The organism is Streptomyces sp. NPDC041122, from assembly GCF_055592445.1.
Genome location: NZ_JBVIYQ010000008.1, coordinates 36,281 through 50,293, shown reverse-complemented (window position 1 = coordinate 50,293; position 14,013 = coordinate 36,281). Strand labels below are relative to the sequence as shown.

The 14,013-nt window shown below is 72.2% G+C and carries 12 protein-coding genes; 2 read left to right on the top strand and 10 right to left on the bottom strand.

The window, feature by feature from the left end; genetic code table 11:
* Nucleotides 1-19 precede the first annotated feature (19 nt).
* The 9 genes from ACZ6B8_RS26915 to ACZ6B8_RS26875 all read right to left on the bottom strand — a co-directional run bounded on the left by ACZ6B8_RS26915 (nt 20) and on the right by ACZ6B8_RS26875 (nt 10,354).
* The gene (locus tag ACZ6B8_RS26915) at nt 20-1,099 is read right to left on the bottom strand and encodes a S1 family peptidase (protein ID WP_471608957.1); all 1,080 of its coding nucleotides are present in this window, start codon (nt 1,097-1,099) and stop codon (nt 20-22) included.
* Nucleotides 1,100-1,376: 277 nt separating this feature from the next.
* On the bottom strand, nt 1,377-2,279 hold the full coding sequence (locus ACZ6B8_RS26910; protein WP_471608956.1) for a slipin family protein: 903 nt from the start codon (nt 2,277-2,279) through the stop codon (nt 1,377-1,379).
* 158 nt (nt 2,280-2,437) lie between these two features.
* Entirely contained in the window at nt 2,438-3,343 is a 906-nt protein-coding gene (locus tag ACZ6B8_RS26905; protein ID WP_471608955.1) for a S1 family peptidase, read from the bottom strand.
* A 267-nt stretch (nt 3,344-3,610) separates the two neighbouring features.
* Nucleotides 3,611-4,399: a DUF1684 domain-containing protein gene (locus ACZ6B8_RS26900; protein WP_471608954.1), complete on the bottom strand. Its 789-nt coding sequence runs from the start codon at nt 4,397-4,399 to the stop codon at nt 3,611-3,613.
* Nucleotides 4,400-4,404: 5 nt separating this feature from the next.
* Nucleotides 4,405-5,706 carry an NtaA/DmoA family FMN-dependent monooxygenase gene (locus ACZ6B8_RS26895; protein ID WP_471608953.1) on the bottom strand — a complete coding sequence of 434 codons (1,302 nt, stop codon included), beginning with the start codon at nt 5,704-5,706 and terminating at the stop codon, nt 4,405-4,407.
* On the bottom strand, nt 5,703-6,785 hold the full coding sequence (locus ACZ6B8_RS26890) for an LLM class flavin-dependent oxidoreductase (RefSeq protein ID WP_471080162.1): 1,083 nt from the start codon (nt 6,783-6,785) through the stop codon (nt 5,703-5,705). Before ACZ6B8_RS26890 ends, ACZ6B8_RS26895 begins: the two co-directional genes overlap by 4 nt.
* 77 nt (nt 6,786-6,862) lie before the next feature.
* Complete coding sequence (locus ACZ6B8_RS26885) at nt 6,863-7,648, bottom strand: amino acid ABC transporter ATP-binding protein (RefSeq protein ID WP_471608952.1); 786 nt, start codon at nt 7,646-7,648, stop codon at nt 6,863-6,865.
* A gap of 34 nt (nt 7,649-7,682) precedes the next feature.
* Nucleotides 7,683-9,491 carry an FAD/NAD(P)-binding protein gene (locus ACZ6B8_RS26880; protein ID WP_471608951.1) on the bottom strand — a complete coding sequence of 603 codons (1,809 nt, stop codon included), beginning with the start codon at nt 9,489-9,491 and terminating at the stop codon, nt 7,683-7,685.
* Nucleotides 9,488-10,354, bottom strand: a complete 867-nt coding sequence (locus ACZ6B8_RS26875) for an amino acid ABC transporter permease (protein ID WP_471080153.1) — start codon at nt 10,352-10,354, stop codon at nt 9,488-9,490. Before ACZ6B8_RS26875 ends, ACZ6B8_RS26880 begins: the two co-directional genes overlap by 4 nt.
* Before the next feature lie 545 nt (nt 10,355-10,899).
* On the opposite strand from ACZ6B8_RS26875, the gene ACZ6B8_RS26870 reads away from it, so the two are divergent.
* Entirely contained in the window at nt 10,900-11,859 is a 960-nt protein-coding gene (locus ACZ6B8_RS26870) for an ABC transporter substrate-binding protein (RefSeq protein WP_471080150.1), read from the top strand.
* Nucleotides 11,860-11,901: 42 nt separating this feature from the next.
* On the opposite strand, the gene ACZ6B8_RS26865 is transcribed toward ACZ6B8_RS26870, so the two are convergent.
* Nucleotides 11,902-13,263, bottom strand: coding sequence for a DUF5685 family protein (locus ACZ6B8_RS26865; protein ID WP_471608950.1), 1,362 nt, complete (start codon nt 13,261-13,263; stop codon nt 11,902-11,904).
* A 291-nt stretch (nt 13,264-13,554) separates the two neighbouring features.
* On the opposite strand from ACZ6B8_RS26865, the gene ACZ6B8_RS26860 reads away from it, so the two are divergent.
* The gene (locus tag ACZ6B8_RS26860) at nt 13,555-14,004 is read left to right on the top strand and encodes a cell division protein SepF (RefSeq protein WP_471080144.1); all 450 of its coding nucleotides are present in this window, start codon (nt 13,555-13,557) and stop codon (nt 14,002-14,004) included.
* The last annotated feature ends 9 nt before the right edge of the window (nt 14,005-14,013 follow it).

Sequence of the window (14,013 nt, the reverse complement as noted above, 5' to 3'; positions counted from 1 at the left end):
CTCCCGGCGTTCCGTGAGGTCAGCCGATTTCCGCTCCGTAGGCCGAAAGCGCCTCCGGGACCGGCTGGAAGAACGTCTCGCCGCCCGAGGAGCAGTCGCCGCTGCCGCCCGAGGTGAGACCCAGCGCGGTGTCGCCGGCGAAGAGCGCGCCGCCGCTGTCGCCGGGCTCGGCGCACACGGTGGTCTGGATCAGGCCGTCGACCTGGCCCTCCTGGTAGTTCACCGTGGCGTTGAGCGCGGTGACCTCGCCGTCGTGGACCTGGGTGGTGCTGCCGCTGCGCGTCACCTTCTGGCCGACCGTGGCGTCCCCGGCCTTGCTGATCGCCTGGGTGCCGCCGTAGAGGTTCACCTCGCTCGGGTGCGGGGTGTCCGCCGTGTACTTCACGAGGGCGTAGTCGTTGCCCGGGAAGCTCGACTCCTCCGTGGCGGCGATCTCCGAGCCGCCCTGCGAGTCGGACCAGCTCTTGACCGCGTTGCCGCAGTGGCCCGCCGTCAGGAAGTAGGGCTGCCCGCCCTTGACCACGTTGAAGCCGAGCGAGCAGCGCGAGCCGCTCCCCCAGATCGCGTCGCCGCCGGCGATGAGGGCCTTGTACTCGCCCTTGCTCCGCTTGAGCTCCGCCTTGCCGCCCAGGCTCTTCACGATCGAGCCGACCTTGTCGAGCTTGGCGCCCTTGACCGTGCGGTCCGCCGTGACGACGACCTTGTTGGTGGCCGGGTCCATCGCCCACGAGGTGCCGGGCACGGCGGCCTCGGCGTCGAGCGTCGCACGGGCGCTCTTCAGTTCGGCCAGGGAGTTCTCGACGATTCTCGCCTTGCCGCCCGCCGATTCGACGGCCTGTGCGGCGCTCTTGTCCAGCACGTTCACGACCAGGGCCTTGGCCTTGGCGTCGTAGTACGTTCCCGCGGTGTCCGCGCCGAGGTCCTTGGTCAGGGACGAGGCGAGCTTTCCGGCCTTCGCCACCGAGAGGGTGTCCGGCGTGGGGGCCGGGTCGTTCTCGCTCGCGTTCGCACTCTGGAAGGTGACTCCCGCGGCGACCAGCGCGGCGATGCCCGCGCCCGCCACGGCTGCACGCCGCTTGGGTATGCGTCGGTGCTTCAAGACTCACGACCTCCTGTGGGGGGAACGACCCGGCAGGCGTGGGGGCCTGACGAGCCGGAAGTGCTTGCGGGACAAGGATTCGCCCGAGCGGAAGCGACGCGTCCATGACCATTGCCTCGCTTACTATCCCGACGCCGTCCGGTAGCACACAAGGTCTACTTCAGGACGCGCGTACGAAAGACCTGTGCGCCCCCGGCACGTCCGCCGGCCCGGGTCCCACCACGTCAGTTCCTGTCGCAAACACCCCGTGCGAGGAACGGTCGTCAGCCTGTGAGGACTAGTCCTGTCCGGTTCTCGCCCCTGCGGCGGGGCCCGGTTCTCCGGCTTCCGCGTCCGGTGTCCCGGAATCCGGCGGCCGCACGGCGGCGGCCGACGGCTCGGGCCGCGGCTCCTGCGGCTGCTGTGGCTGCTGCGGCAGGGCCTGCTGGGCCCGTTCCAGGAAGCGGAGGAGCTCGACGGGGAAGGGCAGAACGAGGGTGGAGTTCTTCTCGGCGGCGACGGCCACCACGGTCTGCAGAAGCCGGAGTTGGAGCGCAGCCGGTTCCTCGGCCATCTCGTGGGCGGCCTCGGCGAGTTTCTTGGAGGCCTGGAGTTCGGCGTCGGCGTTGATGACGCGGGCGCGGCGTTCGCGGTCGGCCTCGGCCTGGCGGGCCATGGAGCGCTTCATCGTCTCGGGCAGCGAGACGTCCTTGATCTCGACGCGGTCGATCTGCACGCCCCAGCCGATGGCCGGGGAGTCGATCATCAACTCCAGTCCCTGGTTGAGCTTTTCGCGGTTGGAGAGCAGGTCGTCCAGGTCGCTCTTGCCGATGATGGAGCGCAGCGAGGTCTGCGCCATCTGCGAGACCGCGAACCGGTAGTCCTCCACCTCCACGACCGCGCTGGAGGCGTCGACCACCTTGAAGTAGATGACGGCGTCCACCCGGACCGTGACGTTGTCGCGCGTGATGCCGTCCTGCGCGGGCACCGGCATCGTCACGATCTGCATGTTCACCTTGCGGAGCCGGTCCACGAACGGCACGACCAGCGTCAAACCCGGTCCCCGCACGGCCCGTTGCAGCTTTCCGAGCCGCAGCACCACGCCCCGCTCGTACTGCTTGACGACGCGGGCCGCCGCCATCACGTACACCGCCCCGACCGCCCCGAGGGCCGCTCCCGCCGCCACCAGCTCCTCGACCATGCCGGCCCCCCAGGGTCCGAATTGGGCGTGTTGGGTGTTCCCTTCGACGGTAGCCCCGCGGCGGGCACAAAGGGAGAGCGCTACGGGACAAGGGTGAGCCCCCGTCCGATGTCCGGACGGGGGCTCCCTGGCCGTTCGGTGCGGCGGTGGACCGCCGCTCAGAAGACGCTGACGTTGTACGCGCGCAGCGCCTCGGTGACCGGCTGGAAGAACGTCGTGCCGCCCGAGGAGCAGTTGCCGCTGCCGCCGGAGGTCAGACCCAGCGCGGTGGAGCCCGCGTACAGGGGGCCGCCGCTGTCGCCCGGTTCGGCGCAGACCGTGGTCTTGATCAAGCCGTAGACGACGTCACCGCCGCCGTAGTTGACGGTCTGGTTCAGCGCGGTGACCCGGCCGCTGTGGATGCCGGTCGTGGAGCCGCGCCGGGTGACCGTCTGGCCGACGGTGGGGTCGGCGGCCCGGGTGATGTCCTGGCTGCCCACGGTGCCGGACTTGGTGACCGAGTTGTTGGTGTAGCGCACGATGCCGTAGTCGTTGGTCGGGAAGCTGGAGCCCGACGTGGTGCCGAGCACCGTGGTCTTCGAGGAGTTGGACCACCAGGTGCCCGCGCCGTCGGTGCAGTGACCCGCGGTCAGGAAGTAGTAGGCGCCCGCGCTGTCGCGCACGTTGAAGCCGAGCGAACAGCGCCAGCTGTCCGCGTAGATGGCGTCGCCGCCGGATATGTACTTCTGGAACGTGCCGGAGGTGCGCTGGATCTTCAGGGCGTCGGCGTTGGCGCCGGCCGCGGCCTTGATCTCGGCTATCTCGGACGTGGAGACCGTGCTGTCGGCGGTCACGACGACCTGCTTCGTCCGGGCGTCGACGCCCCAGGCGGTGCCCGCGACGTCCGCGCCGAGCACGGCGTCACTGGCCTGTTCCAGCTGCGCCGCGCTGAACGTCGTCGCGGTGTCCTGCGCGCTGGCCGAGGGGACGGCGAGCGCTCCTGCGGCGACGAGTCCGGTGGCCACGGCGAGCAGACCGGCAGATCTCGCCGTACGGCTGTGGGGGATGGTGCGCTTGATCCTCACGTTTGTTCCTCCCGAGGGAAGTCAGTGGGTCTTTGTGGGTTGAAGACCCGTGAGGCGCAGCCAAAGAGCAAGCCCGGATTCCGGTATAGCCGTGCTCCTGACAAGCGCTGCTCGGGAGTATTGGGGGCGGGTCACCGGCCGCACAAGGGCGCCTTTCGGCCGCCGACCGATACATGTCGGCCGACCCCGGTGGTCCCGTACCCGTGGTACGCCACCGGGGTGCCGCTCGTGTCGATGCGCTCGTGCGCGCCCGGGTACTCGGACGCCTCAGCGGTCGCGAAGGTTCCGCTCCCCCGCCGCGATCTCGGTGACCAGGGTGTTCCCGGGCGGCGGGAAGGGACAGATGAAGTGGTCGGTGAAGGCGCACGGCGGCAGCAGCGCACGGTTGAAGTCGACCGTGGTGAGGCCGTCGGTATCGGGCGCGGCGGGCCGCAGGAACCGGAAGCGGTAGCTGGACGTGCCGCTGGTGGCGTCCGCGAAGACGGCCCACAGCGAGCCGTCGCCCTCCACGCCCACCCGAAGGGTGTGCTCGACTCCCCCGAGCCGGAAGGAGAGTTCACCGTCGAGCCCGAGGCCGCGCTCCTTGCCGTCCGCGTTGCCGACCAGGACGGTGCGGCCCTCGCCGTACGGGGTGAAGCGTCCGGGCACCGCCCAGCGGGCGTCGTACGCGGTGACCTCGATGCCCCGGAAGACGGTGCGGGCGGTGGCGTCCGGGTCGAAGTCGCGGACCGCCCACAGGCCCTCGCGCCGCATCACGACGAGGCGGCGGCCGCCGTGCGCGACGCGGGCGTCGGGGATCGGCGCGGTGTCGGCGGCCAGCCGGACCTCACCGGTGAACGGCCGCCCGTCGACGGTGAGTCCGTCCTCGGGACTCGCCGTGAGGACGACCGCTTCGGCCTCCTCGGCCCAGCGCCCGGGGATTCCCGGAAGATGTCCGTCCGCGTGGTCGGCGAGCCAGTGCGTGCCGGTGAGGGAGAGCGGCCCGTAGGGGGCCGACACCGTCTCCGTGCGCTGCGCGTGCCAGTGCTTCCACAGCTCTTCGTTCTCGGTGCTCATGCTGGTCAACCCTTCCACACCGGCTCCCGCAGGCCGAGGTGGGAGCGGAGCGTCGCGCCCCGGTATTCCGTGCGAAACGCGCCGCGTTCCTGGAGCAGTGGCACCACCTTGTCGACGAAGTCGTCGAGCCCGCCGGGGGTGAGGTGCGGCACGAGGATGAAGCCGTCGGCGGCGTCGGTGCGCACGAACTCCGTCAGCTCGGCCGCGACCGCCTCCGGGGTGCCGACGAACGACTGGCGGGCCGTGGTCTCGATGACGGTCTGCCGGATGGAGAGCCCCTTGGCCTCGGCCAGGGCACGCCACTTCGCGGCGACGGCGAGCCGGTCGGCGATCCTCACCCGCCCCTGGACCAGCTCGGAATCGGGGTCCGGGTCGATCTCGGGGAGCGGCCCGTCCGGGTCGTACGCGGAGAGGTCCACGCCCCACACCTGCTCCAGGGCGAGGAGGGCGTTCTGCGGGGTGACCTGGCTGCGCCGGATCTCGGCGGCTCTCTCCTGCGCCTCGGCGGCGGTGTCCCCGAGGACGTAGCTGACCCCGGGCATGATCTTCAGATCGTCCTCGGACCGCCCGTACTTGGCGAGCCGGCCCTTCACGTCGGCGTAGAAGGCGCGGCCCGCCTCCGGTGTGCCGTGCCGTGTGAAGATCACGTCGGCGGCCGACGCGGCGAACTCCCGGCCCTCGGGCGAGTCCCCCGCCTGGATCACGACGGGGTGACCCTGCGGGGAGCGCGGCACGGTGAACTCGCCCTCGATCGTGAAGTGCCGTCCCCGGTGCGCGAAGGGGCGGGGGCGGCCCTCCGGCGTCCAGGAGTCCCAGAGTTCGCGCGCGGTCGCCAGGAACTCGGCGGCGCGGGTGTAGCGGTCGGCCCGGTCGAGGTAGCCGCCGCGGCGGAAGTTCTCGCCGGTGAAGGCGTCCGATGTGGTGACCACGTTCCAGGCGGCGCGGCCCCCGCTCAGGTGGTCGAGGGAGGCGAACCTGCGGGCCAGTTCGAAGGGTTCGTTGAAGGTGGCGTTGACGGTGCCGGCCAGACCGAGCCGTTCGGTGACGGCGGCGAGCGCGGTCAGGACGGTCAGCGACTCGGGGCGTCCGACCACGTCCAGGTCGTGGATGCGTCCCTTGTGCTCGCGCAGCCGCAGCCCCTCGGCGAGGAAGAAGAAGTCGAAGAGGCCGCGCTCGGCGGTGCGGGCGAGCGTCTCGAAGGACGAGAAGTCGATGTGCGAGCCGGACGCGGGATCGGTCCAGACGGTGGTGCTGTTGACGCCGGGGAAGTGCGCGGCCAGGTGGATCTGCTTGGGGCGTCGGGTCATGAGGGCTCCCCCGCGAGGACGGCGTGACGGTTGGCGGGGCGGGCGAGCCCCAGATGCTCCCGGAGCGTGCTGCCCGGGTAGAAGGTGCGGAACAGGCCGCGGTGCTGGAGCAGCGCGACGGTGCCGTTGACGAGCCGCTCCAGGTCACGGCGGGGTTCGACGGGCGTGAGGTGGAAGCCGTCGACGGCGCCCGCGCGGTGCCAGTCGGCGATCAGGTCGGCGAGGTCCACGGGCCCGCCCCGGTAGACGGATCCGGCGGCGGTGGGCAGCGGCCCCCCGCCGTGCCCCGGCTCGGCGGCGTGTTCGCCGCCGCCGAGGTCGACGTCGAGGGCCGCGAACACCCGCAGGGTCCGCGGATCGCGCCCGAACCTCGCCGCGAGTTCCCTGAGTTCGGCGCGTGCGGCATCCGCTCGGGCGGCGGTCGAGGCGCGCACCAGGGCGACGTCCGCGTGCCGGGCGGCGGTCTCGCGGGCCGGTGGCTCGGTCGCGTCGACGACCCGCACCGGGTGGCCCTGGGGCGGGCGCGGCACGATGGACGGGCCCCGCACGGAGAAGGCGCGGCCCTCGAAGTCGACGTAGTGGAGCTTGTCCCGGTCGATGAAGCGGCCGGTCGCCACGGACCGTATCTCCGCGTCGTCCTCCCAGCTGTCCCACAGCCGGGCGGCGACGTCGGCGACCTCACCGGCCTCCTGCCACAGCTCCTCGCGGGGCGCGGCGGGCCGCCGCCCGAAGAGCCGGGCCTCGGCCTCGGTGGCCGACACGTCGACGGCCCACCCGGCCCGCCCGTGGCTGACCCAGTCGAGGGTCGCGACGGCGGCCTGCACGTGGAACGGTTCGGTGTGGGTGGTCGTGACGGTCGGCACGAGCCCGACGCGTCCGGTGCGGGGCGCGATCCGGGCGGCCACGGCGAGGGCGTCGAGGCCGGGCCTGGCGAAGGAGTCCCCGAGCGTCACGAAGTCCAGCGCCCCGCCCTCGGCGAGCAGCGCGAGGTCGGTGTAGGGGCGGGCTTCGTGGGCGCCGGGGAGGTCGATGGCCGCGGCGAGATGGAGGGGGCAGCTGCCGGTTCCTCGGTGGGACATCGGCTGGACCTTTCTACGGTGGGGCTATGTGTCGGTCGACGGCCTCGGATCGGAGGCCTTGGGGCGGAGGCCTCGGCTCAGAGGACCTTCGAGAGGAAGGCGCGGGTGCGGTCGTGCCGGGGGGCGTCGAGTACGTCGGCGGGGGCGCCCGCCTCGACGACGTGGCCGTCGTCCATGAAGACGACGGTGTCGGCGACCTCGCGGGCGAAGCCGATCTCGTGGGTGACGACGATCATCGTGGTGCCCTGCCGGGCCAGGTCCTTGATGACGTCGAGCACCTCGCCGACCAGTTCGGGGTCGAGCGCCGAGGTCGGCTCGTCGAAGAGCAGCAGCGCCGGCTCCAGGGCGAGCGCGCGGGCGATGGCGACCCGCTGCTGCTGGCCGCCGGAGAGCTGCCCGGGGTAGGCGTCCGCCTTGTCGGCGAGGCCGACCCGTGCGAGCAGTTCGTGTGCTGCCTTGTGTACGGCGGCACGCGGCCGCTTGAGGGCGGAGACCGGCGCCTCGACGACGTTCTCCAGGACGGTCAGGTGCGGGAAGAGGTGGAAGTCCTGGAAGACGAAGCCGATGCGGGTGCGCTGGCGCCGGACCTCGCGCTCGCGCAGCTCGTACAGCTTGTCCCCGGAGCGCCGGTAGCCGATGAGCGCGCCGTCGACGGTGATCAGGCCCGCGTCGACCTTCTCCAGGTGGTTGATGGTGCGCAGGAGGGTGGACTTGCCGGAGCCGGAGGGGCCGAGGATCACGGTGACCTCGCCCCTGGCGACCCGCAGATCCACCCCCTTCAGGACGGGCAGGGACCCGAACGACTTGTGCACGGAACGGAGTTCGACCATCGGGGGCGGGGCGTGGCCGGTCAGGGACGGCATGGGGGTTCCTCTGGTTCAGGGGTGCGCGGACGGTTCAGGCGGTGCGCAGGAAGTCGAGTACGGCGCGTGCGGTGGCGTCGTTCTGCCGGAAGGTGGGGCTGTTGGTGCGCGGCCGGGTGAACGCGCCGGCACCGCGCGCGTCGGTGTGCGGTCCGAGCGCGAAGCGGCGCGGGTGCGGCACGCCCGCCCGGTCGAGCACGCGCCCGTCGGCCGGGTCGACGGCGAGGAGCCCCGCCGCGGTGGCGGCGGCCCCCTCGTCGTGCAGGGCGCGCAGCAGCGGGTCGCGGGTGCGGGCGAGGGTGGGCTGCGGCAGCCGCGCCTCGACGAGGGCGCGGGCCTCGGTGGCCTGGCCGGGCAGGGTGGGGCTCGCGGCGCGGAACACCCCGTCCGCGGCGGTCACCCGGACGTCCGCGCCGAGGAAGCGCACGACGCCGGCCCGCGAGAGGGCGAGGAGCTGCCGCAGCCGGGGGCCCGGCGGTCCGGACGCGAGGTAGCTGAAGAAGCCGTGCCACCAGGGCCCCACGTCGCCGAGCCGCACCACCTGCCCGTAGACCGAGAGCAGTCCGAGGAAGACGGCGAGGTCGGGGCTGTGTCCGGGGTCGTGCCTGCGGGCGAGGTCGGCGGCGACGTGGGCGCGCAGCCCGTCCTGGAGGGCCTCGTAGGAGGTGTGCCGGACGCCGGCCAGCGGGTGGTCGAGCGCGGTGAGGTCGAGCCGGTCGGCGGGGTCGGGCACGGCGGAGGCGACGAGGGCGTCGAGTTCGGGGCTGCCGGGGTCGCAGGCCGCGTACTTCTCGTCGAAGTCCGTCCAGGCGGTGCGGGTGCGGTCGGGGTGTGCGGTGAAGAGGCGGTGGTAGTGGGCGAAGCCGAGTTCCTTCTCGACGAGCGGCCACACGTCCCGCTCGAAGTCGAACCCGCCGGGTCTGGCGAGGAGTTCGTCGATCTGGGCCGGTCCCAGGTGGCGCGGGAGCGGTGGCCGTTCGCCGGTCCAGTCGTACCCGATCTTCGCCCGGTAGGGCACGCCGCGCCGCGAGCCGATGTAGAGGACGGGTTCGCGGCCCGAGGGGTGGTACGTGTCCCCCTCGAAGCGTCCGCCGCGGCCCTCGGTGAGCAGCACCATCAGATCGACGAAGGCGAGGCCGAAGCCGCGCACGAGGACGGGCGCGCCGGGCGCGAGCCCGGAGAGGTCGCTGTCGGCGGTGAAGTCGGGCGGCAGGTACACGAGCCCGTTCCGGCGGGCGTGGTCGGCCAACCGCGCCTGCTCGCCGTCCGGTTCGGCGTCCAGGTGCCCCTGGGCGAGGATGACGAGGTCCGCGACGAGCGGGGCGTCGACGCCTTCGAGAGTCACCTCCTGGCGGGCGTCGCGGGCCCCGGTGACGCGCAGGGCCCTGCGCCGGTGGTGGTGCACGGTGACGTCCGGGGGCAGGGCGGCCACGGCCCGTTCGTACACCCAGCGCAGATAGGCGCTCTGGTCACGGCGGCCGAGGAACTCCCGCCCGTCGCGCCCGGTCCACTCGTGCAGGGCGGGGCCCGGCCGGACCGGGCCCGTGACCTCCACCGTGTCGTCGGTGAACATGGTGACGTCCTGGGCCTGGGAGTTCATCCAGAGCAGCGGCGACTGGTCGTGCCGCCAGACGCGTCCGGGCCCCGGCGGCCAGGGGTCGACGAGGTGCACGTCGAACCCGGCACCGCCGAAGCCGGGCCCACTCTCCGAACGTCCCGCGTCCTGCGAACTCCCGTACATACCGGGAAGGTTGGCGGCGATGCGCTCCAGGATGCCGGTGCCACGCGGCCCGGCGCCGACGATCACCAGGGAAGGGCGGGGCGGCGCCCCGGCCGGACTCATCGCGCACGCTCCGTCCCGCGCGCGTAGTGCCGTTCGACGTAGTACTGGCCGACGCCGAGCACCGAGGTGACCGCCACGTACCAGAGGGTGGCGACCATCAGCAGCGGGATGACCTGGTAGGTGCGGTGGTAGACGAGCTGGACGGAGTAGAGCAGGTCCTGCACGGCGATGACGGAGACGATCGAGGTGCCCTTGAGGGTGCCGATCAGCATGTTCCCGGCCGGCGGCACGATGGACCGCATGGCCTGCGGCAGCACGATCCGGCGCCATCGGCGCCACGGCCCGAGCCCGAGCGACTGCGCGGCCTCGGTCTGCCCGCGGTCGACGGAGAGGATCCCGCCGCGCACCACCTCGGCGGCGTACGCGGCCTCGTGCAAGGTGAGCCCGATGACCGCGATGGTGACGGGGCCGAGCAGGTTCACCGTCTTCACGCCGAACACCTGGGGGTACAGCGCCCCGATGTTGAACCAGAAGAGCAGCTGCACCAGGATCGGCATCGACCGGAAGAACCAGACGTACCCCCAACTCACGGCTCGCAGGACGGGGTTGGCGGAGAGCCTGGCCAGGGCGAGCAGGGTGCCGAGCGCGAAGCCGAGCACCATGACGAGGGCCGTCAGCCAGAGCGTGAGCCCGAGACCGCGCAGCACGGACGCCGAGGTGAAGTAGTCGGCGACGACGTCCCACTGGAACGCCTCATTGCGTACGACGGAATCGGCGGCCAGCGCGAGGAGGGTGAGGACGGCGGCGGCCGCGCCCCACTGCCCCAGGCGGCGCCGGGGCACGACGCGCGGCGCGGCGGGAGGCTTCGCGGGGTCCGGGGGCGGAGGGGCGGTCGCCACTTCGGCGAGGGTGTCGGAAGACATGCGGAAGGCTCCGTGGTGACAGAAGACCGAACACGGGTGACGCCTTCACACGGACCGAGCCCCTCAGCACGATCCGTTCCCGAGATTACGGGTCCGCTCACGTGCGCTGTCAAGGCTGTCCAGGATATGAGCCTTACGTCTCACGGCAGTTGACGCGGAAACGGATGCCTGTTCCACTTAGCTCATGCATCCGCAGCAGTGGCTGGTCACGCGCTCCCACATCGACTTCGGTCGAGTGTGGTCGGCATCTTGTTGATGTCCTCCTGAGCCGACCCCCTGGGCGTTCCGCGCATCCCGCGCCTCCCGTTCTCCGTGTGTCCCTGAACGGCTGAGCTGCTCCGCGTCCGCCGAGCCGCTTTTCACCCCGGTCGGCAGCCCGCGCTCTTCCGCAGGCGGCCGTGCGTCCGCACGCCGCCGCCCCCGCCTTCACACGCGCACTCCGCCGCCCCGCCCACCGCGGGCGACGGCCCCCTCCCCTCGCACGTCCCCCTCGCCCTGCCCTGCCTCGCCCTGCCCTGCCCTGCCGAGCTGGAGATCCTCACGTCATGAGCACGCCCCCGCACGCCCGCCGGCTCCCGGCGGCCTTCGCGCTGATCACCGCCGTCACCCTGACCCTGACCTCCTGCGGCTCCGGCGACGCCGTCGACACCGCGGGCCGGGCCGCGCCCGCCGGCGGCAGCGACGAGATCCCCACCCGGGACGTGGTCTCCCAGGTCAGGAAGAACGCGGCGGCGGCCCGTCTGCTGCCCGCGGAGGTCCGCGACCGCGGCACGCTCGCCGTCGCCTCGTCCGTCGGCGGCACCCCGCCCGGCGCGCTCTACCTGAAGGACGGCCGGACGATCGTCGGCCAGGACATCGACTTCGCGGACGCGGCGGCCAAGGTGCTCGGACTCGAACTGAAGCGGGAACCCGCGAGCTTCGAGGCGATCCTGCCGGCGCTGGGCAGCGGGAAGTACGACCTCGGCACGGGCAACTTCGGCGTGACCGACGAGCGCCGCAGGACCATCGACTTCGTCACCTACATCAACGACGGCCAGGGCTTCGCCGTGCGCGAGGACAGCAAGCTGAAGAAGGTCACCGACTTCGAGCAGCTGTGCGGTCTGAACGTGGCGACCGGGGCGGGCACCACGTTCGAGGTCACCCTGGAGGACAACAAGCACGTCTGCGCCGACGCGGGCAAGAAGCCGTACGACGTGAAGACGTACGCCGAGCAGGGCGCGATCTGGCCCGCCCTCCAGCAGGGCCGCGCCGACGTGGTGATGTCCACCATCAACGGCCTGCGCTACGCCGTACGGCAGCAGGAGGGGCTGAGGTTCCTCGGCGAGTACCACCGGCTCGACGTCGGCTTCGCCTTCAAGAAGGGCACGAAGCTGGCGCCCGCGTTCCGGGCCGCCGTGGACCAGCTGATCAAGGACGGCACGTACGACCGCATCCTGAAGAAGTGGGGAACGCAGGGCTCCGCGATCGAGCGGTCGCGGATCTCGCCTCCGGAGATCAAGGACTGACGGCCCGTCACCCGACGGTCATCGGCCTGGCATCCGCCCGGGCTACAGCCCGCAGTCGCAGCACTCACAGCACTCGCAGCAGTCACAGCAGCCGTCGCACCCGCTGCAGTCGCAGTCGCCGCAGTCGTTGCAGCAGCCCTCGCGCTTCTTGCGGGACCAGGGGCCCTCGTACGAGTCGGCACAGCACACCTTGCAGGTGCAGCAGAGGCCGATGGCGACGGCGCACCCCGTCCAGAAGCCGCGCTTGCCGGGCTTCGGCGGCTGTGGGTCGAAGGAGGGCCCGTCACCGAACCACCCCGGGCCGCCGGGACCACCCGAGCCGCCCGAGCCACCCTGCCCGGGACCACCGGGTCCACCGGGCGCGCCTCCGTACGGGTTGCCGCCCCCGTACGGGTTCTGCCCGCCGTACGGCCCTCCGGAGGGGTGGCCGGCCGGTCCGCCCTGCTGCGGAGCCCCGTACGCACCACCCTGCTGCGGCGGGCCGAAGGCGCCGGAGCCACCCTGATGTGCCGTCACCTCGCCCGGCCGCCCGTGGGCGTGGCCGCAGCCGTCGGTCCCGAAGGCCCGGTCGACCGACCTGGTCAGCTCGTGCGCGAGGAGCACGTGCGCCAGCTTGCCGTCGGTGAACTCGACCTCGCGCAGCGCGAGCCGGATGCCGCGCAGCGCGTCGTCGGCCAGGCGGCGCGCCTCGGTCCGGGAGGTGCCGGTCGCGGTGAGCGGGTTCCAGGCGCCCGACGCGGCGTCAGCTTCCCGGTCCTCCACGGCGTCGAGCAGATGGGCGAGCCTGCCGAAGAGCCGGCCCGCCTCGGCCAGCGGCTCCGCGTTGCCGGGCCGCCCGGCGAGCACGGCGGTGTGCGCGAAGGCCGCGGCGGTCGCGGTCTCGGTGGGTTCGGTGACCGTGAGCAGGGAGGTGCCGGGCCCCGCCAAGGCCTCGATCCCGGCCTGCCGTTCGACGGCGTCGACCAGAACCGCCGTGTCGAACCCCACATCGGCGCCGGTCCGCGCGCCCGCCCGGTCCCAGCTCCTGGCCACCCGCCGGGCGGCGACCGCCACCGGCCTGCGCGCCAGCAGCCCGTCGCCGTCGACGACATGGTCGCGGATCTTCGCCGACGCGAGCACCAGCGAGACGGCGGCGGCGAGCCGCGCGCCCTCCCCCTGGGCGACGGACGCGGTCCGCATGCCCCGCAGCGGGCAGGGCCCCGCCGTGCGCCGCCACCCGGTGGCACGCTCGGCCTGAGCCTCCGTCAGAACCGAGATGATCAGGCCGTCGTAGTTGGTGACGACGCGGGCGAACTGCCCGTGGTCGCCGCGCAGCGCGAGGCAGAGCCCGCACAGGTGCGCCATCCACTGGGTCTTGAGCCCTTCGCCGAGGCGATGGCTGCACGGCCTGACGATTCCGAACAAGACGACTCCCCCGAGCGGCCCGAAGCGATCAACGACGCGCATCGTAGCGAGCGCTTCGTTCACCCGTACGCACCGGCCGTCACCCATACGCCGTGGAGAATCATATTTCACTCACAGTCAGCAGCCATACACGGTACGACCCTTGAAGCGCACCGCGCGTCGGCGTGTTGACTGTGCACCAGTACCGTCACGAAAACCCCGCGCGGCGACTATCCACTTGGCGCATCATCCGCATCATGGACGACGATAGGGATGCGGAATCCAGGGAAACCGCTGTGAGAGGAGGCGTCCATGGGATCGGTGCGCAAGGCGAGTGCTTGGCTTGGACTCGTCGACGACGACCACAACGAGCGTTACTACGACGACGGCTACGAAGACGACCGGGACGAGGGGCCCGAACAGCCGGAGGCCTGGGTCACCGACCCGCGTGTGCGGGTGGCGACCGAGAAGGCCGAGGGCGACGAGCGCCGGATCGGGACCGTGACCCCGGACAGCTTCCGGGACGCCCGCGCCATCGGCGAGCTCTTCCGGGACGGCGTCCCGGTCATCATGAATCTCACGTCCATGGAGCCCACCGACGCCAAGCGCGTGGTCGACTTCGCGGCCGGCCTCACCTTCGGCCTGCGCGGATCGATCGAGCGCGTGGCGACGCGGGTCTTCCTGCTCACCCCCGCCGACACACAGATCGTGAACGGCGAGGCCACCAGCCGCCCGTCGGACGGCTTCTTCAACCAGAGCTAGGGGCAGGGC